The sequence below is a fragment of the Qipengyuania polymorpha genome (assembly GCF_019711435.1).
GTDB classification, from domain to species: Bacteria; Pseudomonadota; Alphaproteobacteria; order Sphingomonadales; family Sphingomonadaceae; genus Qipengyuania; species Qipengyuania polymorpha.
Genome location: NZ_JAIGNK010000002.1, coordinates 38,913 through 64,807, shown reverse-complemented (window position 1 = coordinate 64,807; position 25,895 = coordinate 38,913). Strand labels below are relative to the sequence as shown.

At 63.2% G+C, this 25,895-nt stretch carries 22 protein-coding genes and 1 tRNA gene; 11 read left to right on the top strand and 12 right to left on the bottom strand.

Going from position 1 to position 25,895, the window contains the following annotated elements; all coding sequences use genetic code 11:
* Positions 1 to 17: 17 nt before the first annotated feature.
* On the top strand, positions 18 to 1,223 hold the full coding sequence (locus K3152_RS05635) for a trans-sulfuration enzyme family protein (RefSeq protein WP_221573156.1): 1,206 nt from the start codon (positions 18 to 20) through the stop codon (positions 1,221 to 1,223).
* Here K3152_RS05635 and K3152_RS05630 read toward each other — a convergent pair.
* Positions 1,220 to 1,444 carry an excalibur calcium-binding domain-containing protein gene (locus tag K3152_RS05630; protein WP_221573692.1) on the bottom strand — a complete coding sequence of 75 codons (225 nt, stop codon included), beginning with the start codon at positions 1,442 to 1,444 and terminating at the stop codon, positions 1,220 to 1,222. The genes K3152_RS05635 and K3152_RS05630 overlap by 4 nt on opposite strands.
* Positions 1,445 to 1,579: 135 nt before the next feature.
* Here K3152_RS05630 and K3152_RS05625 point away from each other — a divergent pair, with 135 nt between their 5' ends.
* Positions 1,580 to 2,191 carry a 2-hydroxychromene-2-carboxylate isomerase gene (locus K3152_RS05625; protein ID WP_221573155.1) on the top strand — a complete coding sequence of 204 codons (612 nt, stop codon included), beginning with the start codon at positions 1,580 to 1,582 and terminating at the stop codon, positions 2,189 to 2,191.
* 267 nt (positions 2,192 to 2,458) lie between these two features.
* The gene (gene apaG / locus K3152_RS05620) at positions 2,459 to 2,857 is read left to right on the top strand and encodes a Co2+/Mg2+ efflux protein ApaG (protein ID WP_221573154.1); all 399 of its coding nucleotides are present in this window, start codon (positions 2,459 to 2,461) and stop codon (positions 2,855 to 2,857) included.
* Here the strand turns inward: apaG and K3152_RS05615 are convergent.
* The 4 genes from K3152_RS05615 to argJ form a co-directional block, all read right to left on the bottom strand.
* Positions 2,854 to 4,371, bottom strand: coding sequence for a Ppx/GppA phosphatase family protein (locus K3152_RS05615; protein ID WP_221573153.1), 1,518 nt, complete (start codon positions 4,369 to 4,371; stop codon positions 2,854 to 2,856). The genes apaG and K3152_RS05615 overlap by 4 nt on opposite strands.
* A complete protein-coding gene (locus K3152_RS05610) occupies positions 4,368 to 6,557 on the bottom strand; it encodes an RNA degradosome polyphosphate kinase (protein ID WP_221573152.1) in 2,190 nt (729 codons plus the stop codon). The genes K3152_RS05615 and K3152_RS05610 overlap by 4 nt, the downstream gene beginning before the upstream one ends.
* Before the next feature lie 102 nt (positions 6,558 to 6,659).
* On the bottom strand, positions 6,660 to 7,424 hold the full coding sequence (locus K3152_RS05605) for an inositol monophosphatase family protein (RefSeq protein ID WP_221573691.1): 765 nt from the start codon (positions 7,422 to 7,424) through the stop codon (positions 6,660 to 6,662).
* Between the two features lie 29 nt (positions 7,425 to 7,453).
* On the bottom strand, positions 7,454 to 8,680 hold the full coding sequence (argJ, locus tag K3152_RS05600; protein WP_221573151.1) for a bifunctional glutamate N-acetyltransferase/amino-acid acetyltransferase ArgJ: 1,227 nt from the start codon (positions 8,678 to 8,680) through the stop codon (positions 7,454 to 7,456).
* A 106-nt stretch (positions 8,681 to 8,786) separates the two neighbouring features.
* Here argJ and K3152_RS05595 point away from each other — a divergent pair, with 106 nt between their 5' ends.
* From K3152_RS05595 to K3152_RS05580, 4 genes are all read left to right on the top strand, one after another.
* Complete coding sequence (locus tag K3152_RS05595; RefSeq protein WP_221573150.1) at positions 8,787 to 9,059, top strand: hypothetical protein; 273 nt, start codon at positions 8,787 to 8,789, stop codon at positions 9,057 to 9,059.
* Positions 9,060 to 9,154: 95 nt separating this feature from the next.
* Complete coding sequence (gene secA, locus K3152_RS05590; RefSeq protein WP_221573149.1) at positions 9,155 to 11,953, top strand: preprotein translocase subunit SecA; 2,799 nt, start codon at positions 9,155 to 9,157, stop codon at positions 11,951 to 11,953.
* Between the two features lie 45 nt (positions 11,954 to 11,998).
* Positions 11,999 to 12,730 carry a sulfite exporter TauE/SafE family protein gene (locus K3152_RS05585; RefSeq protein WP_221573148.1) on the top strand — a complete coding sequence of 244 codons (732 nt, stop codon included), beginning with the start codon at positions 11,999 to 12,001 and terminating at the stop codon, positions 12,728 to 12,730.
* Between the two features lie 71 nt (positions 12,731 to 12,801).
* A complete protein-coding gene (locus K3152_RS05580; protein WP_221573147.1) occupies positions 12,802 to 13,785 on the top strand; it encodes an acyltransferase family protein in 984 nt (327 codons plus the stop codon).
* A gap of 9 nt (positions 13,786 to 13,794) precedes the next feature.
* Here the strand turns inward: K3152_RS05580 and K3152_RS05575 are convergent.
* Both K3152_RS05575 and K3152_RS05570 read right to left on the bottom strand, forming a co-directional pair.
* A tRNA-Asn gene (locus K3152_RS05575) sits at positions 13,795 to 13,869 on the bottom strand.
* Positions 13,870 to 13,965: 96 nt separating this feature from the next.
* The gene (locus K3152_RS05570; RefSeq protein WP_221573146.1) at positions 13,966 to 14,748 is read right to left on the bottom strand and encodes an NAD kinase; all 783 of its coding nucleotides are present in this window, start codon (positions 14,746 to 14,748) and stop codon (positions 13,966 to 13,968) included.
* Between the two features lie 128 nt (positions 14,749 to 14,876).
* Here K3152_RS05570 and K3152_RS05565 point away from each other — a divergent pair, with 128 nt between their 5' ends.
* Positions 14,877 to 16,196, top strand: coding sequence for a bifunctional diguanylate cyclase/phosphodiesterase (locus tag K3152_RS05565; RefSeq protein ID WP_221573145.1), 1,320 nt, complete (start codon positions 14,877 to 14,879; stop codon positions 16,194 to 16,196).
* On the opposite strand, the gene mfd is transcribed toward K3152_RS05565, so the two are convergent.
* The 3 genes from mfd to K3152_RS05550 form a co-directional block, all read right to left on the bottom strand.
* Positions 16,193 to 19,684, bottom strand: a complete 3,492-nt coding sequence (gene mfd, locus K3152_RS05560) for a transcription-repair coupling factor (protein WP_221573144.1) — start codon at positions 19,682 to 19,684, stop codon at positions 16,193 to 16,195. The two genes, K3152_RS05565 and mfd, sit on opposite strands and share 4 nt — an antisense overlap.
* A gap of 55 nt (positions 19,685 to 19,739) precedes the next feature.
* Positions 19,740 to 20,009 (bottom strand): FAD assembly factor SdhE, encoded by a 270-nt coding sequence (locus tag K3152_RS05555; RefSeq protein WP_221573690.1) that lies wholly within the window; start codon positions 20,007 to 20,009, stop codon positions 19,740 to 19,742.
* Between the two features lie 85 nt (positions 20,010 to 20,094).
* A complete protein-coding gene (locus K3152_RS05550; protein WP_221573143.1) occupies positions 20,095 to 20,517 on the bottom strand; it encodes a hypothetical protein in 423 nt (140 codons plus the stop codon).
* A gap of 174 nt (positions 20,518 to 20,691) precedes the next feature.
* Here K3152_RS05550 and recG point away from each other — a divergent pair, with 174 nt between their 5' ends.
* Together recG and K3152_RS05540 are read left to right on the top strand one after the other, a co-directional pair.
* The gene (gene recG, locus K3152_RS05545; protein ID WP_221573142.1) at positions 20,692 to 22,755 is read left to right on the top strand and encodes an ATP-dependent DNA helicase RecG; all 2,064 of its coding nucleotides are present in this window, start codon (positions 20,692 to 20,694) and stop codon (positions 22,753 to 22,755) included.
* Positions 22,756 to 22,807: 52 nt separating this feature from the next.
* The gene (locus K3152_RS05540) at positions 22,808 to 23,485 is read left to right on the top strand and encodes a hypothetical protein (protein WP_221573141.1); all 678 of its coding nucleotides are present in this window, start codon (positions 22,808 to 22,810) and stop codon (positions 23,483 to 23,485) included.
* Here K3152_RS05540 and K3152_RS05535 read toward each other — a convergent pair.
* A complete protein-coding gene (locus K3152_RS05535; protein ID WP_221573140.1) occupies positions 23,482 to 24,288 on the bottom strand; it encodes a fructosamine kinase family protein in 807 nt (268 codons plus the stop codon). The genes K3152_RS05540 and K3152_RS05535 overlap by 4 nt on opposite strands.
* On the bottom strand, positions 24,275 to 24,748 hold the full coding sequence (locus tag K3152_RS05530) for a low molecular weight protein-tyrosine-phosphatase (protein ID WP_221573139.1): 474 nt from the start codon (positions 24,746 to 24,748) through the stop codon (positions 24,275 to 24,277). Before K3152_RS05530 ends, K3152_RS05535 begins: the two co-directional genes overlap by 14 nt.
* A gap of 89 nt (positions 24,749 to 24,837) precedes the next feature.
* Here K3152_RS05530 and K3152_RS05525 point away from each other — a divergent pair, with 89 nt between their 5' ends.
* Entirely contained in the window at positions 24,838 to 25,791 is a 954-nt protein-coding gene (locus K3152_RS05525; protein ID WP_221573138.1) for a sulfotransferase, read from the top strand.
* Positions 25,792 to 25,895: the final 104 nt, after the last annotated feature.

The following is a 25,895-nucleotide window of genomic DNA, read 5'->3' as shown; positions in this document are numbered from 1 at the left end:
ATGCTATCGCGGCATCCATGAAGAAGACCACCGGAACCGACCGCTCGATCACCTCCAAGTGGCGCCCCGCGACGCAGGCCGTGCGCGGCGGCACCTGGCGCAGCGAGCATGGCGAGACGAGCGAGGCGCTCTACCTCACCTCCGGCTATACCTATGACGACGCGCAGACGGTGGCCGACCGCTTCGCGGGCGAGGCGCAGGGCATGACATACTCGCGCCTCCAGAACCCCACCGTGGCCATGCTGGAAGAGCGCATCGCGCTGATGGAAGGCGCCGAAGCCTGCCGCGCGCAGGCGAGCGGGATGGCGGCGATGACCACCGCGCTGCTGTGCCAGCTGTCGGCGGGCGACCATGTCGTCGGGGCGCGGGCGGCCTTTGGTTCGTGCCGTTGGCTGCTTGACAGCCTGCTGCCGCGTTTCGGCATCGAGACCACCGTAGTCGACAGCGCCGACAACGATGCGTGGGAAGCTGCCATCCGGCCTAACACCAAGGTCTTCTTCTTCGAAACGCCGGCCAATCCCACGCTCGATGTGGTCGACCTTGCGCATGTGTGCGGCGTCGCAAAAGCGCACGGCATCACGACAGTGGTCGACAACGCCTTCGCCACCAGCGCGCTCCAGCGGCCGATGGATTTCGGCGCGGACGTGGTGGCCTATTCCGCAACCAAGCTGATGGACGGGCAGGGCAGGGTGCTCGCCGGCGCGGTCTGCGCATCGCAGGAATGGATGGAGGAGGTCCTCCTCCCCTTCCAGCGCAACACCGGCCCCAACATCGCGCCCTTCAACGCATGGGTGGTGCTCAAGGGCCTCGAAACCCTGTCGCTGCGCGCCATGAAGCAGAGCGAGAATGCCGTCGAACTGGGCCGCTTCATCGAGGGCCGCGTGCCGCGCATCCTCCACCCCGGCCTCGAAAGTCATCCGCGCCACGCATTGGCGATGGAACAGATGACCGCAAGCGGCCCCATCTTCGCCTTCGATGTCGAGACCCGCCCCAAGGCCTTCGCCATCCTCGATGCGCTAGAACTGGTCGATATCTCGAACAATATCGGCGATGCGCGCAGCCTGATGTGCCACCCGGCCAGCACAACCCACGCCGCGATGTGCGAAGATGCCCGCGCCGAAATGGGCGTGACCGAGGGGTTGCTGCGCATAAATGTCGGGCTGGAAGATGTCGAGGACGTAAAGGAAGACCTCGACCGCGCGTTGAAGGCTGCCGGGTTCTAACGCCGCCCGCGATAAGGTTCGCAGGCCCAGCCGTCGCCGTCACGGTCTAGCGCGGGTCGATAGCCAGGTTGCCCGCGCCGTATGGGTGCGACCCCTGCAGCACGCGCTGAAGCGCCGTTCCGATAATAGACTTGGCGTAGCGGCGCCCGCTCGCGTTCTGCCTCATCGCGCTTCGGCTCTGGACGTTGCGGGCAGTGGAGCGCGCCGGTTTCCTTGTGCATGTGACACCGCCCTTCGCCCTCGGGGATGGGGTCGGCCGCCACCGGAACCGGAACGAGTGTCATGAATAGCGCGAGGGCGAGGCTTGCCTTCATGCAAGCCATATACCATCGTCGCGCGACAAACGGGAGGCCAGCTTGACGAAGACCGTCGAATTCATCCTCGATCTTGCCGCGCCCAATGGATATCTCGCGTGGTATCCATTGAAGGATATCGTCGCGCGGACCGGCGCGCAGCTGGTGGTGACGCCGGTTTTCCTTGGCGGGATGCACAAGCTTACGGGCAACGCGCCGCCGATGATGCGTGATGCGGATGTGAAGGGTAAGGTGCCTTACGCGGCGCTCGAATTTCGGCGTTTTCTCGACCGGCACGGGATGGACCGCTTCTCCATGCATCCCGACCTGCCGTTCAATTCCATCCTCCTGCAACGCCTGCTGGTGGCTGCCGATGACGAAGCGCAGCGGCAGGCGCTGGTCGACGTATTGCAGCCCGCAGTGTGGGAGCAGAACATCGATTGCGGCGATGCGGAGGTTGTCGGAAAGGTGCTGGCCGATGCCGGGTTCGATGCGCGCGCCTTGCTCGAGCGCACGCAGGATGACGCGGTGAAACAGGAACTTGTGGCCAACACTTCATCGGCGGTCGAGCGGGGTGCCTTCGGCATCCCGACCTTCTTCGTCGGCGATGAGATGTGGTTCGGCAAGGAGCGCCTCGACCAGCTCGAAAGCTATCTGTCGGGCGGCAAGCCTTGAGGTTTCTCGCGCTCTGTCAGCCCAGAGCGAAGGCGGCGAAGACAACCTGCGCGGCGAGCATCAGTTCGATGCGTCCTTCCCCGTCCTGGTCGGCCATGAGCCGGTAAATAAGTGCGAACAGCATGTCGCGTCCCCTTTCCCTGAACAGAGAATGGACCTGTCTGCTTACCCGCGCCTTCCTTTTTGCGGTTAACCGATATTAAGGCGGTGGGATAAGGGCCTCGCGCCCCTTGCGCGAGGCTCGGGAAGCATTAGGTTGGAGGGGCAATGAAGGAACTTTTCCAGCATAGCGCCATGACCGATGGCATTACCGTGCGGGTCGCGGTGAACTTCCTGCCGGAGCAATCCCAGCCCGAAGCCGAGAAGTGGTTCTGGGTCTATCATATCCGCATCGAGAACGCCTCGCACGAGACCGTGCAGCTGATGACGCGCCACTGGCGCATCACCGATGGCGCAGGCATGGTCGCGCATGTCGATGGTGACGGCGTGGTGGGCGAACAACCAGTGCTGAAGCCGGGCGAGAGCCATGATTACGTGTCCGGCTGCCCGCTCGACACGCCCTTCGGTTCGATGGAAGGGTTCTACACCTTCCAACGCGAGGATGGCACGCCTTTCGAAGTGCGTATCCCTTTCTTCCCGCTCGCCGCGCCGGCGACCGCGAACTAATCCTCGTCGGACTGTTCGAACCGCCCGGTTTCGACCTTCGGCTTCCGGCCGAGCCATTCGGCCAGCAATGCGAGGTCCTGGGTCATCGGCCCCGTCGCCAGTGCCTTGCGGCTTTCATCGATAGACAGGACAAGCGCATCCTTCTCCAGCCGCAGCTTGCTGCTGGCAAGCACGAGGCGCGAACCTGCGCCAAGGCGGCGGGCAAGGCGGAAGCCGAGACCCCATGTCAGACCTTCGCGCAAGTCGTCATCCTCGGCCAGTTCACGCAGTTTTGCGGGAAGGGCGGTCTTGCCGAGGCTGCCGAAAAGGGCGGCGCACATCATCGCCCGGTCTCGTGCCGAACAGTCTATCCAGCGCTTGTCGAGCGCCCATTCGGTGGCGTGGTTGATGCGCAGGTTCGGCTCGACGCGCTGGAGCGCGGCGGCGAGCTGCGCGGAGGCAAGCCGGAGCCGTTCGTTGCGCTTGCCGTTCCCGCTGGCGAGCTCGACCGTCCAGCCAGCGACGCGGGTAGCATCGACGACGGCGGCATCGCGCGGCTCGCAGAACGCGTGAACACCGGATAGCAGCGGGTCGAGGCCTCGCTGCAAGTCGGTCAGGCGCCCGTAAAGCAGGCCTTCTCGGATACCCCAGCTCGAGAACACGAGGCTGTCGGGTTTCAGTTCATCGAGCAGCGGAAGAAGCAGGGCAGCTGCGTTGGGCAGGTATTCGGCCCGCATCTCCGAGATGCCTGAAATGTTTTGCAGATCATTGGGTTTCGCTTCGAGCAATTTCACTGCGTGGAGGCGGGCAACGTCGGTTTCGAGACAAAAACCATGCGGATCGGTGAGCGGATAGTCCGCCTGTTTCATCGCGTAATAGGCCAGCGCGCGCCATGTGCCGCCAATCATGTAGAGCGGGCCGGAATGCGCTTCTGCCCAGCCTTCGTGGCTGAGGATGTCGTGGACCGGCTTGGCAATATCGCTGCCCGCCGCACGCAGCTTGGGTAGGCGCAAGGTGCCGAGCGGCAGGCTCACGGCGTCGTGGCAATCGCCGTCCCCTATGGCGACGAGTTCGAGGCTGCCCCCGCCGAGGTCGGCCACCGTTCCGCGCGCTCCGGGGAAGGCGCCGATAGCGCCATAGGCCGAAGCGCAGGCTTCTTCCTCGCCGCTCAGCAAGCGAGGTTCGAGGCCGAGGCTTGCAACCTTGGCGAGAAACTCCGCGCCATTTTCCGCATCGCGTGCGGCGGCGGTGGCGACGGTCTGCACATCCTCGATACCGCGGTCGGCGACCAGCAGGGCATATCGCGCCAGAGCGTCGAGCGCCTCCTTCTCGGCCTCTTCCGGAATGCGACCGGTTTCGGACAGGTCGCGGCCTAGTCGAGCAGCAACTTTCTCGTTCCAGACTGTCTCGGGTGCGCGGCCCGTGCCTTCGTAAATCACGAGCCGGACGGTATTCGAGCCGATGTCGATGACCGCGCGCGGCGGATGGATGAGCCGCCGCTGCCACTTCGGATTGCGAGTCTTGGTCGCGCTCACGCCTCGCGCCCCGGCAGGGTGAGGTGCGGCACGTCATGGCTGTCGAGCGCGGAACCGCGTCCCGAGAGCGAGGGGTTCGACATGAAATACTGGTGGCAGTTGAAGCCTTCCTCGCCAATCCCCATGCGCCGGTATTGGCCGTCCGGGTCGAGCCGCCAGCTGCGCTCGGTATCGAGGATATTGGCGAGCATCACTTGCTTCAGCATCTGGTCGTGCACCGTCTTGTTGGTCACCGGCACCATGACTTCCACGCGCCGGTCGAGATTTCGGCTCATCGCATCGGCGCTGGTGATGTAGACCTTTGCCTGCCTGCTCGGCAGCGCCTTGCCATTGGCAAAGGCCCACATGCGCGCATGTTCGAGAAAGCGGCCGATGATGGATTTGACGCTGATGTTTTCCGACAGGCCCGGAATGCCCGCCCTCAGCGAGCAGATGCCGCGCACCACCATGCGAATTTCAACACCGGCCTGGCTGGCCTCGTAAAGCTTGTCGATAATCGGCTGGTTGGTGATGGAATTCATCTTCACCCAGATACCCGATGGCTTGCCCGCCTTGGCGTTGGCAATTTCCTTGTCGATGAGCTCGTACAGCTTTTCGCGCATGCCGATGGGAGAAATGGCGATGCATTCGAGGTCGTCGGGCTCGATGTATCCGGTGATGAAGTTGAACATCTTGGCTGCATCGCGCCCCAGCGCGGCATCGGCGGTGAAGTAGCTGAGGTCGGTATAAATCTTCGCGTTGACCGGGTGGTAATTGCCCGTGCCGAAGTGGCAATAGGTGCGGTAGCCGTCCTCCTCGCGCCGCACGACGAGGCTGACCTTGGCGTGGGTTTTCCACTCGGTAAATCCGTAGATGACCTGCACGCCTGCGCGCTCGAGCTCGTTGGCCCAGCGGATGTTGCGCTCTTCATCGAAGCGGGCCTTGAGCTCGACCACGGCGGTCACGGCCTTGCCGTTCTGCGCCGCTTCCACCAGCGCGGCGATGACCGGCGACTGGTCGCCCGCGCGATAAAGCGTCTGCTTGATGGAGACGACGGCCGGGTCGACCGCGGCCTGATGCAGGAAATCGACCACAACCTCGAAGCTTTCGTAGGGGTGGTGAATGACGATGTCTTTTTCGCGAATGGCGGTGAAGACATCGCCGTCATGCGCCAGCACGCGCTCGGGATAGCGCGGCGAGAAGGGAGTGAACTTGAGGTCGGGGCGGGGCTCGTTGCAGATGGTGTCGAGGTCATGGAGGCCGAGCATGCCGCCGGTCTTCACGATCATCGCGGCATCGACATCGAATTGTTCGCGCAAGAGCGCTTCGGCGGCATCGTCGCATTCGTCGTCGAGTTCGAGCAGCACCGCGCGGCCCCGGCGGCGGCGCTGGATGGCGGTGCGGAAGTAACGCACGAGGTCTTCGGCCTCGTCCTCGACCTCGATGTCGCTGTCGCGCAACACGCGAAAAATGCCGTCGCCCAATATCTTGAAACCGGGGAACATCTGGTCGGCGAATTTGGTCACCAGCTGTTCGATGGCGACATAGATGGCCTGCTCTCCCGGTACGCGCACGAAGCGAGGCGCTCCGCTGGGGATGAGGACCATCTCGACCAGCTCGCCTTTGCGCTTCCCGCGCTTCAGGCGGAACAGCACGCCCATTCCTCCGCTGGCGACGAAGGGGAAGGGGTGCGAGGGATCGATGGCCTGCGGGGTGATGAGCGGGAGGATGTCGGTCTCGAAATAGTCTTCGAGCCATTTCTGCTGGTCCTTGGACAATTCGTCGACGAGAGCGATGACGATGCCCTCTTCGGCAAGAAGGCCGCGCAGGACATCGAGGCTTTCCTGCTGGCGGTCTTCCAGTTCGAGGACCTGCTCGCGGATGGCGTCGAGTTGCTGGCGCGGGCTGCGGCCATCGATGCCGGGTGTCTCGATATTGCGGTGAACCTGCCCTTCGAGACCAGCGATGCGGACAGTGGTGAATTCGTCGAGATTGCTGCCCGAAATCGACAGGAAGCGCAGGCGTTCGAGCAGCGGATAATCGCTGTTCTCGCTCTCTGCGAGGACGCGCCGGTTGAAACTGAGCCAGCTCAGTTCGCGATTGACGTAGCGTTCTTCCGGAGCCTCGGGCGGGCCAACCACCCCATCCGCACTCGGTTCGGCACTCGTGTGGTCACTGCCGGGGGAGGGGGCTTCGCCTAGGGTCACGGGCGGGTCTCTCGTCTCATCGCTTGTCCAAGGTAGGGCGCAGGCTCGCTATTTGAAAGCGTTTCAGCCCGCCACCGGTCACTTTCCCGTGTCAGGCGAGCGTCATAATTCCGCGTAGCGACCTGCAAGTTCGTCCCATAATTGGGGTGTCGATGCGCCGAGCAGGCCTTTCCGGTCCCATTCGTCAACGCGGTAGGGAGAGCCGTCGGGGCGAGCGACCTTGCCGCCCGCTTCCTCCAGCCACAGCGCGCCCGCGGCATGGTCCCAGGCCAGCGTTCGCTCGAAGATGGAGACGTCGTTTTCGCCTAGTGCAAGGCGCGGATATTGCTCGGCGGCGCAGAAGGGAATGTCGACCAGTTCGTAATTGGGCGAGATGTGGCGGCGGGTCGCCTGCCTGCGCTCTTCTTCCATGAAAATGAGCGAAATGGCGGCGACCGGCGGGTTCTTGCCGGTGGCGCGGGATTGAATACGCTCGCCATCCACGAAAGCGCCTTTGCCGCGATGGGCGGAACAGAAGCGGCCGGTCAGGCAATCATAGAGCCAGCCGGATTGGGTGAAGCCGCCCTCGGCGCGCGCAATAATGATCCCGAAGGGCGGTTTGCCATGCGCGAAGTTGCGCGTCCCATCGATGGGGTCGACAATCCAGCAGGGCTGGTCGAGCCGGTCGAGAATGGCCGGGTCGGCATGGGCAGCCTCCTCGCCTACGAAAGCGATGGTGTCGTCGATGCGGGTCAGCCCTTCCCGCAGCAGTGCCTCTGAATCCTTGTCGGCGATGGTGACCGGGTCGTTGCCGCCCTTGTCCTCGACATCGCCGTCTTCAAGGTTGCGAAAACGCGGGAGGATTGCCTCGCGGGTAACGCGCTCCATCAGCGCGAGGATTTCGGCGTCGAGCGTGCTCACGAGCGATAGTCGGCGTTGATGGAGATGTATCCGTGGGTCAAATCGCAGGTCCACACCTTGGCGCGTCCTTCGCCGATGCCGAGGTCGACATCCATGCGGATATCCTGCCCTTGAAGGTGTTTAGCAACCGGCGCCTCGTCATAATCGGCGAGCGGCTGCCCGTCCTTCGCGGCCCAGACCCCGCCGAAACCGATCGAAAGCTTGTCGCGGTCGGCGGGTTCGCCCGCCTTGCCGACGGCCATGACCACGCGGCCCCAATTGGCATCGCCGCCCGCAATGGCGGTCTTCACCAGCGGCGAATTGGCAATGGCGAGGCCCACGCGGCGGGCGCTTTCATCGCTCTCAGCCCCCGAAACCGCGACTTCGATAAACTTCTGCGCCCCTTCGCCATCGCGCACCACGAGATGTGCAAGCTCGCGGCAAACTTCGAGCAGTGCGGCGTAGAAAGCATCCGCGCCCGCATCCTCCCACGAGGTGAGCGGCGCGTTGCCAACCTTGCCGGTCGCAAAGGCCAGCACCGTGTCGCTGGTCGAGGTGTCGCCGTCGACAGTGATGCAGGAGAAGGTCTCCTCATTCGCCTTCGACAACATTTCCTGGAGGAAAGCCGCCTCGATGGCTGCATCGGTGAAGATATAGCCGAGCATGGTCGCCATGTCGGGCGCTATCATGCCGCTGCCCTTGATGATGCCTGCCAGTTCCACGCGGGTGTCGCCCAGCATCGCCGAGGCACCTGCGCCCTTGGTAAAAGTGTCGGTGGTCCCGATGGCATTGGCTGCTTCTTCCCAGCCGCATGGCTCGCTTTCGAGCACCGCCGCCACACCGTCACGCGCCTTGTCTTTGGGGAGGGGCACGCCAATAACGCCGGTCGAGGACACGAAGACCGAGCTTGGCTCGCAGTCGAGCGCCTCGGCGACCTGCGCCATGATTTGCTCTACCGCTTCTCGCCCGCGATAGCCGGTGAAGGCGTTGGAATTGCCCGCGTTGACAATCAGTGCACGCGCCAGTCCTAGCGTGACCTGTTCACGCCCCATCTCGACTTCACTCGACGCGCAGGCTGATTTGGTGAAGACGCCAGCGACACTGGTCCCTTTGGCAAGCTCGGCGAAGGTAAGGTCGGCGCGGTCCCAGTTCTTGTAGCGGGCACGCGCCACCCTCAGGGTCACGCCTTCGATGGCGCGGAGCTGCGGAAAGGCACGGGAGAGGGGGGAGGGGGCAAGGTCCATTGGCCTGCGCTAAACCGCCTTCGTGCGGCCCGCAAGCACGGCAGGCCGACGAAAAAGCACATGTCGGTCTTTAATTGTTCATCTTGATGCGTTATCTGGTCTTTCCATGGTTCGCCAACTTCTTGCACTCATCGCCTTGCTGACTGGCCTCGCGGCCATCGGCGCGCCTGTGCATGCAGCGGTGAACAGCGTTGTCGACACGGCTGTTTCGCAGTCCGACACGCGCGGCTCCGAAGCCCGGGATGCGCAGGAAACCTGCGCCGACAAGCAGCGCAAGCAGAAGCTGCGCGGCGAACGCGTCACTCCCTGCAAGCAGCAGGAACCGGTGACCGTTTATATCCCCTCGGTGATGTTCGGCGCCGACCGCGCTTACGAATAGCCTTCCCGGCACATCCAGCATTTCCTGCCCGGCACAATCACTGTGCGCGGGCATTTCCCATATAATCCCACTTCATTCGAGGCATCCGCCCCATCATGTTCAAAGCAATCGGCAAGGCCATCTTCGGCTCGTCCAACGACCGTTACGTCAATTCCGTCCGCAAGGTCGTCGACCAGATCAACGCGCTCGAGCCGCAAATCCAGGCGCTCTCCGACGAGGAACTGCGCGCCCAGACCGACAAGTTCCGCGACCAGCTCGCAAACGGCAAGACGCTCGACGATATCCTGCCCGAAGCCTTCGCCACCGTGCGCGAAGCCTCGGTTCGCGTTTTCGGCATGCGTCATTTCGACGTCCAGATGATCGGCGGTATCGTCATCCACCGCGGCGAAATCGCCGAAATGCGCACGGGTGAAGGCAAGACGCTGATGGCGACGCTCGCCACCTATCTCAACGCGATCGAGGGCAAGGGCGTCCACGTCGTCACCGTCAACGACTACCTCGCCGCACGCGACGCGGAGTGGATGGGCCAGCTCTACAACTATCTTGGCCTGACGATCGGTGTCGTCGTGCCCAATATGGGCGAAACGCAGAAGCGCGACGCCTATGGTGCGGACATCACCTACGGCACGAACAACGAGTTCGGCTTCGACTACCTGCGCGACAACATGAAGCACGAGCGCAGCCAGATGGTGCAGCGCCCCTTCAACTTCGCCATCGTCGACGAGGTCGACTCCATCCTGATCGACGAAGCGCGTACGCCGCTCATCATCTCGGGCCCGACCGAGGACAAGTCCGATCTCTATGTCGCGGTCGACGAGATCGTGAAGAAGATCGAACCCGAGTGGTACGAGGCCGACGAGAAGACCAAGAACATCACCTGGACCGAAGAGGGCACCGACGAAATCGAGCGAATGCTCAAGGACGCCGGCCTGCTCGAAACCGACAATCTTTACGATGTCGAGAACACCCAGGTCGTCCACCATCTCGACCAGGCGCTGAAAGCGAACATCATGTTCAAGCGCGACACCGATTACATCGTGAAGTTCGAGAAAAAGATGCAGCCCGACGGCACGATGGGTGACGTAGGCAAGGTGGTCATCATCGATGAGTTTACCGGCCGCATGATGGACGGTCGCCGCTGGTCGAACGGCCTGCACCAAGCGGTCGAGGCCAAGGAAGGCGTCAAGATCGAGCCGGAGAACCAGACGCTCGCCTCGATCACCTTCCAGAACTATTTCCGCATGTATCCCAAGCTGTCGGGCATGACCGGCACCGCGGCCACCGAAGCCGCGGAATTCTGGGACATCTACAAGATGAACGTGGTCGAGATCCCGACCAATGTCCCGGTGCAGCGCATCGACGAGGAAGACGAGTTCTACAAGAATACGCAGGACAAGTTCCAGGCGATTGCCAAGGCGATCAAGGAGAAGAACGAGATCGGCCAGCCGGTGCTGGTCGGCACGGTCTCCATCGAGAAGAGCGAATTGCTCTCCAGCTTCCTCGACAAGGAAGGCGTGGCGCATGAAATCCTCAACGCCCGCCAGCACGAACGCGAAGCGCATATCGTGGCGCAGGCAGGCCGCCTCGGGGCAGTGACCATCGCCACCAACATGGCCGGTCGCGGTACCGACATCCAGCTCGGCGGTAATCTCGAATTCCGCATCGACGACGAACTTCGCGACATGCCCGAAGGCCCCGAACGTGATGCCGCCATCGGCCGCATCACGCGCGAAGTCGCCGAGGAAAAGCAGAAAGTTCTCGAAGCCGGCGGCCTGTTCGTGCTTGCGACCGAGCGCCATGAAAGCCGCCGCATCGACAACCAGCTGCGCGGCCGTTCGGGCCGTCAGGGCGACCCGGGCCTTTCGCGCTTCTACCTCTGCCTCGAGGACGACCTGTTGCGCATCTTTGGGCCGGACACGCTGTTCGCCCGCATGATGAACTCGAACCTGCAGGACGGCGAGGCCATCGGTTCCAAGTGGCTCTCCAAGGCTATCGAGACCGCGCAGAAGAAGGTCGAGGCGCGCAACTACGAGATCCGCAAGCAGGTCGTCCAGTACGACGACGTGATGAACGACCAGCGCAAGGTCATCTACGAACAGCGCGCGGAAATCATGGACAGCGAGGCCGTGGACGATGTCGTCGTCGACATGCGCCACGATGCCATCAACGCCATCGTCGCCGAGCATTGCCCCGCAGGCTCCTATCCCGAGCAATGGGACATCGAAGGCCTCAAGACGCGCGTCGAAGAAGCGTTCGGCATGTCTTTCCCGATGGAAGACTGGCTTGAAGAGGAAGCAATCGAGCCTGAACTCATCGAGGAACGCATCCGCGAAGAGGCCGATGCCCGCATGGAGGCCAAGATTGCGCAGGCCGACGCCGGCGTCTGGCGCCGGATCGAGAAGAGCCTGCTGCTTCAGGAGCTTGACCACCAGTGGAAGGAGCACCTCGCCACGCTCGACGCGCTGCGCCAGGTCGTCGGCCTTCGTGCGCATGCCCAGAAGCAGCCGCTCAACGAATACAAGCAGGAAGCCTTCGCGCTGTTCGAAAGTATGCTCGACAAGCTGCGCGAGGACGTGACGTCGAAGCTCCTGCGGATCGAACTGGCTGAACCCGCGCCCCTGCCGGCCATGAACCTGCCCGACCTGCCCGATTTCCTCACCGGCCATATCGACCCGCTCACGGGCCTCGACAATTCGGCCGATGGAGATGGCTCGGAAAATCGTGCGGCGCTGTTCGGCGCGCTCGCGGGAAGCGCACGCGCGGCGGTCGGGCCGGGTGGCTCTGCGACCGAGAACCCCTATGCGGGCATGGAGATCAGTCGCAACGAACCGTGCCCCTGCGGCTCGGGCAACAAGTACAAGCATTGCCACGGAGCAATCCGCACCACGGCGTAAGACCGCCCTTTACGCAGGTGCTGAAATGAGAGAGGCGGCGAGGGCATGATATGGCTCATCGCCGCCTTTTTCGTAACCGCATTGCTGTACGCCAGTGTCGGCTTCGGCGGTGGGTCGACATACAACGCGCTTCTGGCGCTGTCGGGGGTCGATTACCGCGTTCTCCCGCTAATAGCGCTAAGCTGCAACATCGTGGTGGTCGCGGGAAGCACGTTCCGCTTCGCCCGTGCGGGTGTCACACCATGGCGCGGCGCGCTCCTCCTGACAGCCATTGCCGCGCCGGCCGCCTTCCTCGGCGGCCTGACACCTATCGGTGAAGGCACTTTCCTTGGCGTTCTTGGCGCAAGTCTCGTCCTGACGGCGCTGACCATGTTCCTGCCCGTTGCATGCACCGCCGGTGAGCCGCATCCCGCATCTCGTCTGCTACCCGTCGCTGCTGCACCATTGGGTTACCTCGCGGGCCTCGTTGGTGTCGGCGGCGGCATTTTCCTTGCCCCCCTATTGCATCTTGCCCGCTGGAACGAGGCGCGTGCCATTGCTGCCACGGCAAGCCTGTTCATCCTCGTAAACTCGCTATTCGGATTGCTCGGACAAGTCCTGAAAGGCGGGGAAGGGCGCCTTGTCGCAGCAGTCGACGCGGGGCTCCCACTGATCATTGCCGTCGCCATCGGCGGCCAGATCGGCAGCCTGCTCGCGCTCCGGTTCCTGCCCCAGCGATGGATAAGGTGGGGCACGGCCCTGCTCACCGGATGGGTGGGCTTTCGCCTGATGCTGTGAGCCTTGCGACCGGCGGGTGACAGCCGCTTGGTGATGTTCTAGCAGACGGCGAATTCTCCCGGGAGACGGTCGTGACCGCCACGCGCAATATCGAACTCGACATCATGAAGGGCGTGGCAATCGTCCTCGTGGTCATTTTTCACGCCACACGCGGCTTTGCCGATGCGGGGCTGATTGCCGACACCTTCACACTTCAGGCCTTCGATGCGGCGGCCTATTCCTTCCACGTGCAGGTATTCTTCCTCATTTCGGGCATGCTGGTCGGCTTCGGAGTGGCCTCCAAGACCTTCCGCAAGGGCTGGGAACTTTACCGCACCTACATTATCTGGTCGCTCATTTCTGGCGGCACAGCGGTGGCGCTGGCGGGGGCTACCAACAAGTCGCTGACATGGGTGGACCTCGCGATGATACCGGTGGTGCCGATCCAGCACTTCTGGTTCCTGCTCTACCTTGTCGTCGCCATGTTCGTGGGCCTCCTCATCAAGCCCAAGCTATTGGGCGCGGTTGGCATGCTGGCGCTGAGCGGGGTTCTGCAGGCGATCGGGGCCGAACGTTGGATGTTCGAGCTTCCCTATTGGACTGCTTTCTACCTTGCAGGGGCTGCGCTCTATGCCGACAAGCAACTGCCGCAGGCCCGCTGGTGGTGGGACGTGACCGCCTTGGTGGTCCTTGCTGGCAGCGCCTATTACGCCGCAGCCAACCAGGTCGACATCCGCAGCCTGATGTTCCTGCCCGCAAGCATTTCCGGCATCTACCTGCTGTTTTCGCTTGCGGCGCGTCTTGGTGGGGTGGCCGGTACAGGTGCTCTGGCATTCATGGGGCGCAACAGCCTGTCGATTTATGTCGCCCACATCCTCTTCTCGTCGGGCTTTCGCATCGTCGCGCAAAAGCTCGTACCCGGTTTCGAACCGACAATCTTGCTGGTGGCGAGCATCGCCGTGGGCGTTATCGGCCCGCTCATGATGCAGGTGGTGCTGGCGCGGCTGGGATTGGCTGCCTTGTTCGGATTCCCCAAGCAGAGCCCGCTGTCGGGCTTCGGGAGATCCGGCGATTAGGGTGGAAAATGGCTCCCCGAGTTGGATTCGAACCAACGACCAAGTGATTAACAGTCACCTACTCTACCGCTGAGCTATCGGGGAGCAACCCGAAGGCAGGCCGCGCGTATATGGACGTGATTTGGGTTTTGCAAGCGGGCTTTTCGAAAAAAATGCACCGATGCTGCAACACCGCCCAAATCAGAACACGAACTGCTCCAAAACAATGCGTTCGTCGAGCGCGTGGCCGGGGTCGAACAGGAGCGTCAGCCCATTCTCACGGGCGATTTCGAGGCGCACTTCGGCGACATTGCGAATCTCGCGCTGGTCGGCAACCGCCGAGACCGGGCGCTTGTCCGCCTCCATCACGCGGAAGGTGACCTGGCTGCGGTCGGGCAGGATGGCGCCCTTCCAGCGGCGCGGGCGGAAAGCCGAAATCGGGGTCAACGCAAGTAGCTGCGAATCCAGCGGCAGGATGGGCCCGTCCGCCGAGAGGTTGTAGGCGGTGGAACCTGCAGGCGTCGACAGCAGCACGCCGTCGCACACGAGTTCCTTGATGCGAACCTTGCCATCGACCGCGACTTCGATCTTGGCCGTCTGGCGGGTTTCACGCAGCAGCGAGACTTCGTTGATGGCGCAGAACCGGTGCGTTTCGCCGCCCACCGTCACCGCTTCCATCGACAGCGGGGTGATGGTGTGGGGTTTGGCCCGTGCGATGCGTCCCAGCAATTTGTCCGGCTGGCGGTTCTTGTTCATCAGGAAACCGACCGTGCCGAGGTTCACGCCGTAAACAGGCAGGATACGGCCGGTATCGAGCATGCTGTGCAGGCTCTGCAGCATGAATCCGTCGCCGCCGATGACGACCACCGCCTCTGCCTCGTCCATCGGTACCCAGTCGGCAAGGGGACGAAAGACGGTGTCTGCAGCTTCCTGCGCCCGCTCGGAGTCGGAGACGAGTAGTGCAAGTCGCTCGAATTCCGGCATTTCCCGTCCCTGCCACCGGACACCGCGAAATTGGTGCCTCTGGAGCCATCCCTATGGACAGGCGTCCCGTTTGGCAACACGGTCGATTTCATACTTAATAAACAGTAAAGCAATGCTAGGGTGCACAAATGGCAACGGTGCCCATGGATACGATTCGCGATACGCAAGACGCTTTGACGGGGTTGGGAGACCTCGCGCAACTGCGCGCGACCGTTACGTCATGGTGCGCAGAATGGCCGGAAAGCACAGGTCCCTGTCCGCTCCATGCGATGCTGATCACCCTGGGGCGCATCGACACCGTAAACGTTGCATTTGGTGAAACCGCCGGTGACGGGGCACTTGTCGAGGTTGCCCATCGCATCCGCCATTTTGCGAACGACGAGCTGGAAAGCCACCCATGGCTTGCCGCGCGTGTTTCGGGCGGGACCTTCATGCTGGTATCGCGCGCGGAAAGCAGTAGCGAGCGCTGGCAATGGCTCGCGGAAGCGCTGGCGGACGCATTGGCCTCGCCCATCGCCAACCCGTCTGGCGGCAGCAGCCTGCGCCTTTCGCCGCGGATCGCGCTAATGAGTGCGGGCGAGAACGACGATATCGACACCATGCTCGATCGCCTTTCGGAAACGACCGCGCGCATGCGGGCCTCGCCCGGCCGGCGTATCGACTGGTCGAGCGGGGCGGTCGCGAATGCCGCCCGGACGAACATCCAGCTTGAGGGCGATCTTCTTGCCGCCATCGATCGTCAGGAAATCGAGATCCTGTTCCAGCCGCAATATTCGCTCGTCGACGACCGGCTCATCGGAGCCGAAGCGCTGGCGCGCTGGCATCATCCCATCGTCGGTCGCATCGGTGCAGGTACGCTGTTTCAGATTGCCGAGCGAGCGGACCACATCGCCCATCTTTCGCGGCACATCGCCGTGCGCGCGATGGAAGAAGCGAAAAGCTGGCCGGACCATCTGCGGCTCTCGATCAACATAACACCTTCCGACCTCGCGGTGGACAATTTCGCCATCGAATTCGCGCGCATCGCCGACAAGGTCGGTTTCCCGCTTTCGCGGATCACCCTGGAGATTACCGAGCAGGTCCTCCTTTCGGACCTCGACCGGGTCAGCCGCGTGCTGCAGCAGCTCAAGGTGCTGGACGCACGCATCGCGCTCGACGATTTCGGGGCGGGCTTTTGTAACTTCCGCTACCTGAAGGTGCTTCCGATAGACTGCATCAAGCTCGACCGTTCGATGGTGGATGGTGTGCTGGAGGATGAACGCGACCGCGCTGTTTTCCGGGCCATCATGGGCATGGCAAAGGCGCTCGACCTGCGCGTGTTGGTCGAAGGGATCGAGACTGAGCAGCAGCGCGATTTCGTCGCCGCCGAGGACTGCGAATATTACCAGGGCTTCCTGCGCGCGCAGCCCATGGCGCCGCATGCATTCCTGAACCGCGCGATGCGCTAGGCTGCAGCCTTTTCCCGCCGCTTTGCCTTGCGCACGATTCCCGACAGACCCTTGGTCAGCTGGAACAGGCCGTTGAGACGGCTCTCGGGCGAATTCCATGCGCGGTTGATGACCAGCTTCATGTCGGGGCGCAGCTTGGCCGTGCCCTTGAGCTTGTCGACGTAGGCGATGAGGCCGGGTCCGTCGGCAAAGTCGTCATTGTGGAACGTAACCAAAGTTCCGGCCGCGCCGACATCGATCTTGGAGATATTGGCTTCCATCGCCTGAAGCTTGATCTGGATAAGTCGGACGAGGTTTTCGGTGGCAGAGGGGAGCGGGCCGAAGCGGTCGATCATCTCGGCTGCCAGCGCTTCGATTTCGCCCATGTTCTCCGCATCGTTCAGGCGGCGATAAAGCGCCATGCGCACGGCGAGGTCGGGGACGTAATCCTCGGGGATCATGATCGGCGCATCGACGGTTATCTGCGGGCTCACGGTCTCGCGCTTGGCTTCGAGGCCCAGTTCGCCCGCCTTGGCGGCGAGGATCGCGTCCTCCAGCATCGACTGGTAGAGTTCGAAGCCGACCTCGCGGATGTGGCCCGATTGCTCGTCTCCGAGGAGGTTGCCTGCGCCGCGAATGTCGAGGTCGTGACTCGCCAGCTGGAAGCCTGCGCCTAGGCTGTCGAGGTCGCCGAGCACCTTGAGGCGCTTCTCTGCCACTTCGGATAGCGCCACGTCCTTCTCGTAAGTGAGGTAGGCATAGGCGCGCAGTTTCGACCGGCCAACGCGGCCACGCAACTGGTAGAGCTGGGCGAGGCCGAAGATGTCGGCGCGGTGGATGATGATGGTGTTCGCGCTCGGCAGGTCGAGCCCGCTTTCGACGATGGTCGTGGCGAGGAGCACGTCGTATTTGCCCTCGTAGAAGGCGCTCATTCGCTCCTCGATTTCGCCCGCACCCATCTGGCCGTGGGCAGCTACGAATTTCACTTCGGGCACGTTCTCGTGCAGCCAGTCGGAAATCTGCTCCATGTCCGAAATGCGCGGCACGACGATGAAGCTCTGCCCGCCGCGGTGGTGTTCGCGCAGCAGTGCCTCGCGCATCACCATGTCGTCCCATTCCATGACGTAGGTACGCACGGCCAGACGGTCGACCGGCGGGGTCTGGATGGTGGACAGTTCGCGCAGGCCCGTCATCGCCATCTGCAGCGTGCGCGGGATCGGCGTGGCGGTGAGGGTGAGCATGTGCACATCGGCGCGCAGCTGCTTCAGCTTCTCCTTGTGCGTGACACCGAAGCGCTGTTCCTCGTCGACGATGACTAGCCCCAAGTTCTTGAACTTGGTCTGCTTCGACAGGATGGCATGCGTGCCGACGACGATGTCGACATCGCCCTTGGCGAGGCCTTCGCGCGTCTCCTTCATTTCCTTGGCGGAAACGAGGCGCGAGAGGCGGCCGACCTTCAGCGGGAAGCCGTTGAAGCGCTGGCTGAAGTTCTCGAAATGCTGGCGGGCGAGGAGGGTGGTGGGCGCGACCACGGCGACTTGTTCGCCGTTCATCGCCGCGACGAAGGCGGCGCGCAGCGCAACCTCGGTCTTGCCGAAACCGACATCGCCGCAGACCAGCCGGTCCATCGGCTTGCCGCTTTCGAGGTCGGAAAGGACATCGGCGATGGCGCGGTCCTGGTCGTCGGTTTCCTCATACTGAAAGCGGTCAAGGAACTGGTTGTAAGTCGGCTCGTCCACCTCGAGCACCGGCGCCTTCTTGAGCGCGCGCTGCGCTGCGACCTGCATCAGCTCGCCGGCAATCTCGCGAATGCGTTCTTTCAGGCGCGCACGGCGTTTCTGCCATGCCTCGCCGCCGAGCCGGTCGAGCATGACCGCCTCTTCGGAGGAGCCGTAGCGGCTGAGCACGTCGATATTTTCGACCGGGATGAACAGCTTGTCGCCGCCCTTGTATTCCAGCTGGACGCAGTCGTGTTTGGACTTGCCGACGCTGACCGGTTCGAGGCCGAGATATTTCCCGATACCGTGCTCGGTATGAACGATGAGGTCGCCCACTGCGAGCGCCTGCAGTTCGGCGAGGAAGGCGTCGGCATCCTTGCGCTTCTTCTTGCGGCGCACGAGCCGGTCGCCGAGAATGTCCTGCTCGGTGAGCAGCTCCATCTCGTCATTGGCGAAGCTGGCCTCGAGCGGGAGGACCATCGCCGCCGGTTTGCCCTTGGCGGAAAGGCCGAGCGCTTCCTGCCAGCTATCGGCCAGTTGCACAGGTGCGCCAGCTTCGGACAGGATGGAGGCGATACGCGCGCGGCTGCCGGTCGAATAGGCGGCGAGCAGCGGCCTTTTGCCTGCCTTGCCCAGCGCTTTGAGATGGTCGGCCAGAACCGGATAGACATTGTCTCCGCGCGCGCGCTCTGGGGCGAAATCGCGGCCCGAGCGGAAGCCGAAATCGATGACGCTCTCGCTTTCTGGCTCGTCGAAAGTCGTGGCGCGGTGGGCAGGAGCCTCGACCAGCGCGGACTTGAACTCTTCGTCGGTCAGGTAGAGCGCGTCCGGCTTCAGCGGGCGGTAGCTTCCCTTGGCCTGTCCGCTCGCCGCCTTGCGCTGGTCGTAATAGTCGGTGACGTCCTTGATGCGCTCGTCCGCCGCGGCGAGACTGGCGTTGTCGATGACCACCCTGTCCTTGGCATCGAGGTGATCGAACAACGTGACCAGCTTCTCCTCGAACAGCGGCAACCAGTGTTCCATCCCCGCAAGCCGTCGGCCTTCGCTAACGGCTTCATAGAGCGGGTCCTGCGTGGCGTTGGCGCCGAACATTTCGCGGTACCGACTACGGAAGCGCTTGATGCTGTCCTCGTCGAGCAACGCCTCGCTGGCGGGCAGCAGCAAATGGTTTTCGAGCCTGCCGGTGCTCATCTGCGTATTCGGGTCGAAGCTGCGCAGGCTTTCCAACTCGTCGCCGAAGAAATCGAGCCGCAGCGCTTCGTCAAGACCGCTCGGAAACACATCGACGATGGAGCCGCGAATGGCGTATTCGCCCTTGTCGATGACCGTGTCGGTGCGGCTGTAACCCTGCTTTTGCAGCAGCAGAGACAGGCTCTCGCGCCCGATTTCAGTGCCCGGTTTGAATTCGCGCACGCTCTCGCGAATGCGGAAAGGGGTGAGCACGCGCTGGAGGACGGCATTGGCGGTGGTGACGACCAGTTGCGCCTTCGCCTTGCCCGTCTGCAGGCGGAAGAGCGCGGCCAGCCGCTTTGCGCTTACGGTGAGGGCAGGGCTGGCTCGGTCGTAGGGCAGCGAATCCCATGCCGGAAACTCGATGACCTCCAGTTCGGGCGCGAAGAATTGCGCCGCATCCGCAACGCCGCGCATTGCTGCATCGTCGGGTGCGATGAAGACGGCACGGCCTGTGCCGGCGCGGGCAAGGTCGGCCATGACCAGCGGCTGCGCGCCACGCGCGACCTGCGCGAGAGTGAGTTGCTTGTCGGCTTTCAGGATACGGGAGAAGTCGGGCATTACAGCGTCAGCGCCGTAAGCCTCCCGGCGTTCCCGTCAACGCGGTTTTGGCCCGTCAACGCGGAATGTCGACGTAATCGAGCTTCTGCATTTTTTCGATGAGCTCGCCCTGGAAGCGGGGCGGGGTGGGCTGGGTCTTAAGCGCCCATGCCATGATGTCCACGTCGTCTTCCTCGAGCAGGGCCTCGAACCACGCGAGTTCTTCTTCGCCCCAACTCTCGTGATAGCGGTCGAAGAAACCGCCGATCATGTAGTCGGCCTCGCGCGTGCCGCGGTGCCAGCTGCGGAACTTGGCACGCGAGAAACGTCCTTCGGTGGTCAGCATGTCGGGCAAGGAAAGGGGCGCCTTTTCGTGGTGGGAAGGCGCCCCCTAAGCCCATGAGGCCCTCTCGATCAAGGGCTGTGCCCGCTTACGGGTGGGTGTGGCTGTAGGTGACCATGCGGCCCTGGATCATGCCGTCGATTTCAGCCTTCAACGCCATCGCTTCGGCTTCGGTGCCGATCCGCGCCGCGATATTCTTGTCGAGAGCATCCCAGCGCGCGCCCTGGTGCTTGTCGAGCACCGCGAGGCCATTGGGCATCTCCGTAACAATCATGATCTCCCAGTCTCCGGCCATCAGCCAGTGGACCTCCTGCGAAGGAAAACCGAGCTCCGCGCGGGCCGGGTTCACATAGGTCGTCATCGCCTCGTTCCATTTCTCCGCACCGCCCGGCGCAAAGTTGAGGTATTCGATACGGTAGGTGGTGCGCGCCTCTTCCTCTTCCTGCGCGATAACAGGCGCGGTGAAGGCAAGCGAAGCGGCGGCAAAGCCGAATGCAAATTTCTTGAGCATGGTAATCCCCCAGAAGGTTAGGTGCACGACCCACGACGTCCCGAAGAGATTGGCTGTATTGTCCCATTACTCGGGGACTCCGCCTTGGGTGGAGTTAAACTCCAATTTTTCGGGGATGGCAAGCTTTCACGACACTTCGCATTTTGCCGGGACCGCGTTAGGAGACTGGCAGTCATGCGTCCCGATATACTGAACCCCCTGTTTGCCGAGACCGAGACGCTGGAGGGCGTCGGGCCGAAACTGAAGAAGCCGCTCGACAAGCTGGGGCTGACGAGGCTCAAGGACCTTGCCTACCACCTTCCCGAACGTTTCGTGACGCGGCGCGCGGTCGGCAATGTCGACGAGGCGGGCGAGGGCGAGAATATCGTCCTCAAACTGACCGTCACCGAGCATCGCGGCGGAAGGAACGCGCGCGCGCCCTACCGCGTGCTGGCGCAGGACAGTATCGGCAACATCATCGCGCTGACCTATTTCGGCCGCGCGTCCTATACCGCAAAGAAGCAGCTGCCCGTCGGCGAGACGCGCTGGGTGGCGGGCAAGCTCGAACGCTATGGCGACATGCTGCAAATCGTCCATCCAGACCATGTGGTGGAAGAGGGTGGCGATACGCTCCAGCGGCTTAGCGAACCGGTCTATCGCCTGTCCGAGGGGCTGACGCAGCCGCGTATTGCAGGGCTGGTGGAGCAGGCCTTGGCGAAAGCGCCGCAGCTTCCCGAATGGATCGAACCGACCCAGTTCGAGAAGGCTGATTGGCCCGCGTGGCGTGATGCGCTGGTGCAGGCGCACAAGGGCGAGGACAAGGCCGCGCGCGACCGGCTGGCCTATGATGAACTTCTCGCCAATGCCCTCGCCCTGATGCTGGTGCGGGCGGACAATCGCAAACGCAAGGGCCAGCCCCTGAAGGGCGATGGCAGCTATCGCGGCAAGCTTGAGCTGCCGTTCCCGCTGACGGGCGCGCAGAAGCGCTCGATTGCCGAAATCGAAGGTGACATGGCGCAGGAAGCGCCGATGCTGCGGCTGCTGCAAGGCGATGTGGGGGCGGGCAAGACCGTGGTGGCGCTCGAGGCCATGCTGATTGCAGTGGAGGCGGGCGCGCAGGCCGCACTGCTCGCGCCGACCGAAATCCTCGCCCGCCAGCATTACGAGAGCCTGCGCCGCATGGCCGAGCCTACCGGCGCGCAGGTCGCGCTGCTGACGGGCCGCGACAAGGGCAAGGCGCGCGAGGGCACGCTGATGGGCCTGCTCGACGGCAGCATCGATATCGTCGTCGGCACACACGCGATTTTCCAGGACAAGGTCGCCTACCGGAACCTCGCCATGGTCGTCATCGACGAGCAGCACCGCTTTGGGGTTGGCCAGCGGCTGATGCTGGCGAGCAAGGGCAAGCGCGCGCCGCATGTGCTGGCGATGACCGCCACGCCCATCCCGCGCACGCTCACGCTGGCGCAATATGGCGAGCTCGACGTCAGCAAGCTCGACGAACTTCCGCCCGGCAGGCAGGCCATCGACACGGTGGTGATGGGGCAGGACAAGATACCCGCCCTGGTCGAGCGGCTTGCGGCGCAATTTGCCGAGGGGCGACAGGCCTTCTGGGTCTGCCCCATGGTGCGCGAGATGGACGGGCCGGAAGAGATTGCCGCTGCCGAGGCACGCTATGCTTCGTTGAAGGAGCGTTTTGGCGACGATGTCGTGATGGTCCACGGCCAGCTTGCGCCCGAGCAGAAAGATGCCGCGATGGAGCGGTTCGCTCGCGGTGATGCGCGGCTGCTTGTTGCAACGACGGTTATCGAGGTCGGGGTCGACGTGCCCAACGCTACCCTGATGGTCATCGAACAGGCCGAGCGTTTCGGGCTAGCCCAGCTCCACCAGCTGCGTGGCCGCGTGGGGCGGGGGAGCGAGAAGAGCTTCTGCGTGTTGCTGCACGGCGAGACCCTGTCCGAGACCGCGCAGAAACGCCTCGCCCTGATGCGTGAGAGCCAGGACGGTTTCCTGCTCGCCGAGGAGGATTTGAAACTGCGCGGCGGCGGCGAATTGCTCGGCACACGGCAATCGGGCGACACGCCCTTCAGCGTGGCAAGCTTCGAGCAGATTACCGAACTGCTGCCCAAGGCGCATGACGATGCGCGGCTACTGATGGATCGCGACGGAGGTCTCGAAGGCAAGCGCGGCGAGGCGGCGCGGGTGCTGCTGTACCTCTTCGAGCGGGATTTCGGCGTGAAGACCCTGCGCGGCGGGTAGCGCAGCAATTTGGCAAGACTTGCGCGGTAAGTACCTCGGGACACGAGGGAGTATGATTACACAAATTCGCTATTCGGTACCTTATCTGGCCGCTCTTGCGCTGGTGTTCACTGTCTTGATCGTCACCGGCGCCTCCATCGCGGGCAGGCCGTGGGGCGAGAACGCATTCGTGGGAGCTGTCTTCATCTTATTCGGCGTCCTCGGGCTGCCGACTATGGTGCGTTACCTGTTTTCTGGCGGCGTGGTCCTCGAATATGACCATTCCTTTGTCACCTACCATGGCGTCTTCGGGAGTAAAACGCTGCATTGGTGCCAGGTGAAGCGCATGAAAATCACCGTACAAGGCGGCAGGGACTCCAACAGGGTGCTGAAGCTGGAAGGGCCTTTCTCGGTCTTCGGATCGGCATCGATCCACGAGCGCCTTCTTAGGCAGGAGCACAGGCCGCTGGAGGCGCTGCATGATGAATTGCTGGCAGCTTTCGAAGGCGATCACGCCGAGAACCCCTTGAGCGACGCGGAGCTGGCCGACGTCCTTCGCAACGGTCTAAAAGCGGACAGGCAAAAAGGAGCGAACGAGCCGCCCTTTCCGTCCGAGGCAGGTGCTCCCGAGCTCACGCCCGTGGCGAAGCGCCAGCCGGATGCCATGCCGGACACGCGCTCGCGCGGCGTCATCGGTGAGGTGCCTGGGGCCATGCCAGGCAAACGCGGGTTCTTCGGAAGGCGGAACTAAAACCCGAGTAAAGCAAGGTCGCGGTCGACTGCTGCGACATAGCCGCTGCCGAACAGGCGCACGTGGAGCAGCCACATCCACAGGCGATAGACCGGCTGGCGTTCCTGCCATCCGGATTCGAGTTCGAGCGTCTCGAAGAATTCGGGCGGCGGATGGTCGAAGACGGTGAGCGATGCCGCATCCACCTCGCGGTCGCCGTAGAAAGCGCAAGGGTCGATGAAGCCGCTTATCGCGTCGCCGCTGATAAGCACATTGCCACCCCACAAGTCGCCATGCACGAGCGAGGCGCTGGGGTGTCCGGGCACGATATCAGGCAGGTTCGAAGCCAGAGCCTCGACACGTTTTGCAAGGGCTGGAGGTAAATGCGGGAGGTGGCATAGCAGGCGGTTCTCGCCCCAGAATTCGGCCCATTTCATCTTGCGCGCATTCGGCACTTTCACATGACGAAGTGCATAGTCCTCGTCCCAGCCATAGGTATCCGAGGTGACGGCGTGCAGCGCATTCAGCGCAGCGGCGAGACTGCTCCACGCCCGTCCCGAAAGCGCGCCGTCGTTCGGCAGCCGTTCGATGAGCAGAACATCATTACCATAGCCGATGACCTGCGGCACCGGCGCATCGCTGCGCCCCATCGCCTCCAGCATCCGCGCCTCGACATCGACGACCGGACCCTGCTTGGCCACGAGCGCGCGGCCATCGGCCAGCCGCACTTCGCTCGCACCGGCAATGTCGCCGCCCGCGTAGCGACACTGGCTGACGACCGGCGAACCTGCCAGCCGCTCGACGATGTCTTCAGCTATGCTCATCGAGCATGATGGCGACGAGAGCCTTCGCCCCGGCCGAGACTTCGCTCCAGGTGACGGAGAACCCGTCTGCGCCGCCATAATAGGGGTCGCCGACCTCGCGGCCTTCCTGCCCCGGCACAATGTCGAGCAGCATTGCGACATTCGCCTTTCCGTCACCCGGGTCGACCCGCGCGATGTTGGCCATGTTCGAATTGTCCATGCCGAGGATGTAGTCGAATTCGTGGAAGTCCTGCGCGCGCAATTGCCGGCCGCGATAGCTGCGGATGTCGATGCCATGCCTCAGCGCTTCGTCGATACTGCGCGGGTCGGGCTGCTCGCCGACGTGGTAATCGGCCGTTCCCGCACTATCCACTTCGACCTCGATACCCGCTTCCGCCGCTGTATGGCGGAAAGCCGCTTCGGCAAGCGGGGAGCGACAGATATTGCCGAGGCAAACGAACAAAACGCGCGGGGTGCTCATGGATTTCGCCTAACAGCATGCCCATGCCCGTGTCGACAGGCGATGCAAATCTGCTAGGGGGCGCGCGGTCGCAATCGGAATGGATGGAAATGACAAATAATCGCCTGCCGAACCTCATCATCCCGGGGGTCATGAAAGGAAGCACGACGTCGCTTGCGGCGACGCTCGGCAAGCACCCTGACGTCTTTGTCATTCCGATGAAGGAACCGATGTTCTTCGCGCAGCGTCCGGAATCGCGCGAGAAGCTGAACGAAATGCTCAGCCCCGATGCGTCGAGCTACGACAGCGTTACTGCGCACAAGACCAACGACTACCTCGAGAAAGAGGTCTTCCAAACGGCCTTCGCGCCGGGCGAGGACACCCGCTGGCGCGTCGATGCCAGCACCATGTACATGCCTTCGCCCGATGCCGTGCGGCTGGCACGCGAGATGGTCCCCGATGCGAAATTCATCGCCGTCCTGCGCAACCCGTACAACCGCGCCTATTCGGCCTATCGCTACCAGCAATCGCGCCTGCGCGAACCTGCGCCGACCTTTGCCGATGCCATCCGCGAAGAGCGCGAAGGCAAGCGCGACGGCTGGGTTTACGGCTGGCGCCACCTTTCGACCAGCCTCTATGCCGAGCAGATCGAGCGCCTGTTCGAGGTCGTTCCCGAAGAAGACCGCCTCGTCGTGCTGATGGAGGAAATCGTCGGCGCGGGCGGGCTCGAGCCGATCTACGATTTCCTCGGCCTCGATGCCCACCGTATCGACCTCGAATTCGAGAACGAGACCGTGCTTCCGCGCGGCAGGCTCAAGACGCTTGGTGCGAAACTGCTCAATGATGCGCGCATCGGCCGTGCCATCCGCAGCGTGCTGCCCCAGTCGGCCATCGCGCCCTTGCGCAAGGTCATCGGCAAGCTGCGCGGACAGGTCTACAAGGGCGGCGAGAAGCCGGGCAAGATCCCGGCCGAGGACCGCGCGCTGATTGCGCCCGAAATCGAGGCGGACATCGACCGGCTGGAGAAGATTCTGGGCCGCGACCTGTCGGTCTGGCGCGCTTAGGGCAGCAGCCCCCGCTGGCAGCACACAGGAAAGGTGCGGTTGCGTGTTGTGACAGGCCCGCATGTTTGCTTTAGACGGGGCCGACGCAGCGAGGGCGAACGGGG

Coding starts and splice junctions, on each gene's coding strand:
- K3152_RS05635 (WP_221573156.1), top strand. CDS start 18: ATGAAGAAGACCACCGGAACCGACCGCTCGATCACCTCCAAGTGGCGC.
- K3152_RS05630 (WP_221573692.1), bottom strand. CDS start 1,444: ATGCACAAGGAAACCGGCGCGCTCCACTGCCCGCAACGTCCAGAGCCG.
- apaG (WP_221573154.1), top strand. CDS start 2,459: ATGAAGGAACTTTTCCAGCATAGCGCCATGACCGATGGCATTACCGTG.
- K3152_RS05605 (WP_221573691.1), bottom strand. CDS start 7,424: ATGGAGCGCGTTACCCGCGAGGCAATCCTCCCGCGTTTTCGCAACCTT.
- argJ (WP_221573151.1), bottom strand. CDS start 8,680: ATGGACCTTGCCCCCTCCCCCCTCTCCCGTGCCTTTCCGCAGCTCCGC.
- K3152_RS05595 (WP_221573150.1), top strand. CDS start 8,787: ATGGTTCGCCAACTTCTTGCACTCATCGCCTTGCTGACTGGCCTCGCG.
- secA (WP_221573149.1), top strand. CDS start 9,155: ATGTTCAAAGCAATCGGCAAGGCCATCTTCGGCTCGTCCAACGACCGT.
- K3152_RS05585 (WP_221573148.1), top strand. CDS start 11,999: ATGATATGGCTCATCGCCGCCTTTTTCGTAACCGCATTGCTGTACGCC.
- K3152_RS05570 (WP_221573146.1), bottom strand. CDS start 14,748: ATGCCGGAATTCGAGCGACTTGCACTACTCGTCTCCGACTCCGAGCGG.
- K3152_RS05565 (WP_221573145.1), top strand. CDS start 14,877: ATGGCAACGGTGCCCATGGATACGATTCGCGATACGCAAGACGCTTTG.
- mfd (WP_221573144.1), bottom strand. CDS start 19,684: ATGCCCGACTTCTCCCGTATCCTGAAAGCCGACAAGCAACTCACTCTC.
- K3152_RS05555 (WP_221573690.1), bottom strand. CDS start 20,009: ATGCTGACCACCGAAGGACGTTTCTCGCGTGCCAAGTTCCGCAGCTGG.
- K3152_RS05550 (WP_221573143.1), bottom strand. CDS start 20,517: ATGCTCAAGAAATTTGCATTCGGCTTTGCCGCCGCTTCGCTTGCCTTC.
- recG (WP_221573142.1), top strand. CDS start 20,692: ATGCGTCCCGATATACTGAACCCCCTGTTTGCCGAGACCGAGACGCTG.
- K3152_RS05540 (WP_221573141.1), top strand. CDS start 22,808: ATGATTACACAAATTCGCTATTCGGTACCTTATCTGGCCGCTCTTGCG.
- K3152_RS05535 (WP_221573140.1), bottom strand. CDS start 24,288: ATGAGCATAGCTGAAGACATCGTCGAGCGGCTGGCAGGTTCGCCGGTC.
- K3152_RS05530 (WP_221573139.1), bottom strand. CDS start 24,748: ATGAGCACCCCGCGCGTTTTGTTCGTTTGCCTCGGCAATATCTGTCGC.
- K3152_RS05525 (WP_221573138.1), top strand. CDS start 24,838: ATGACAAATAATCGCCTGCCGAACCTCATCATCCCGGGGGTCATGAAA.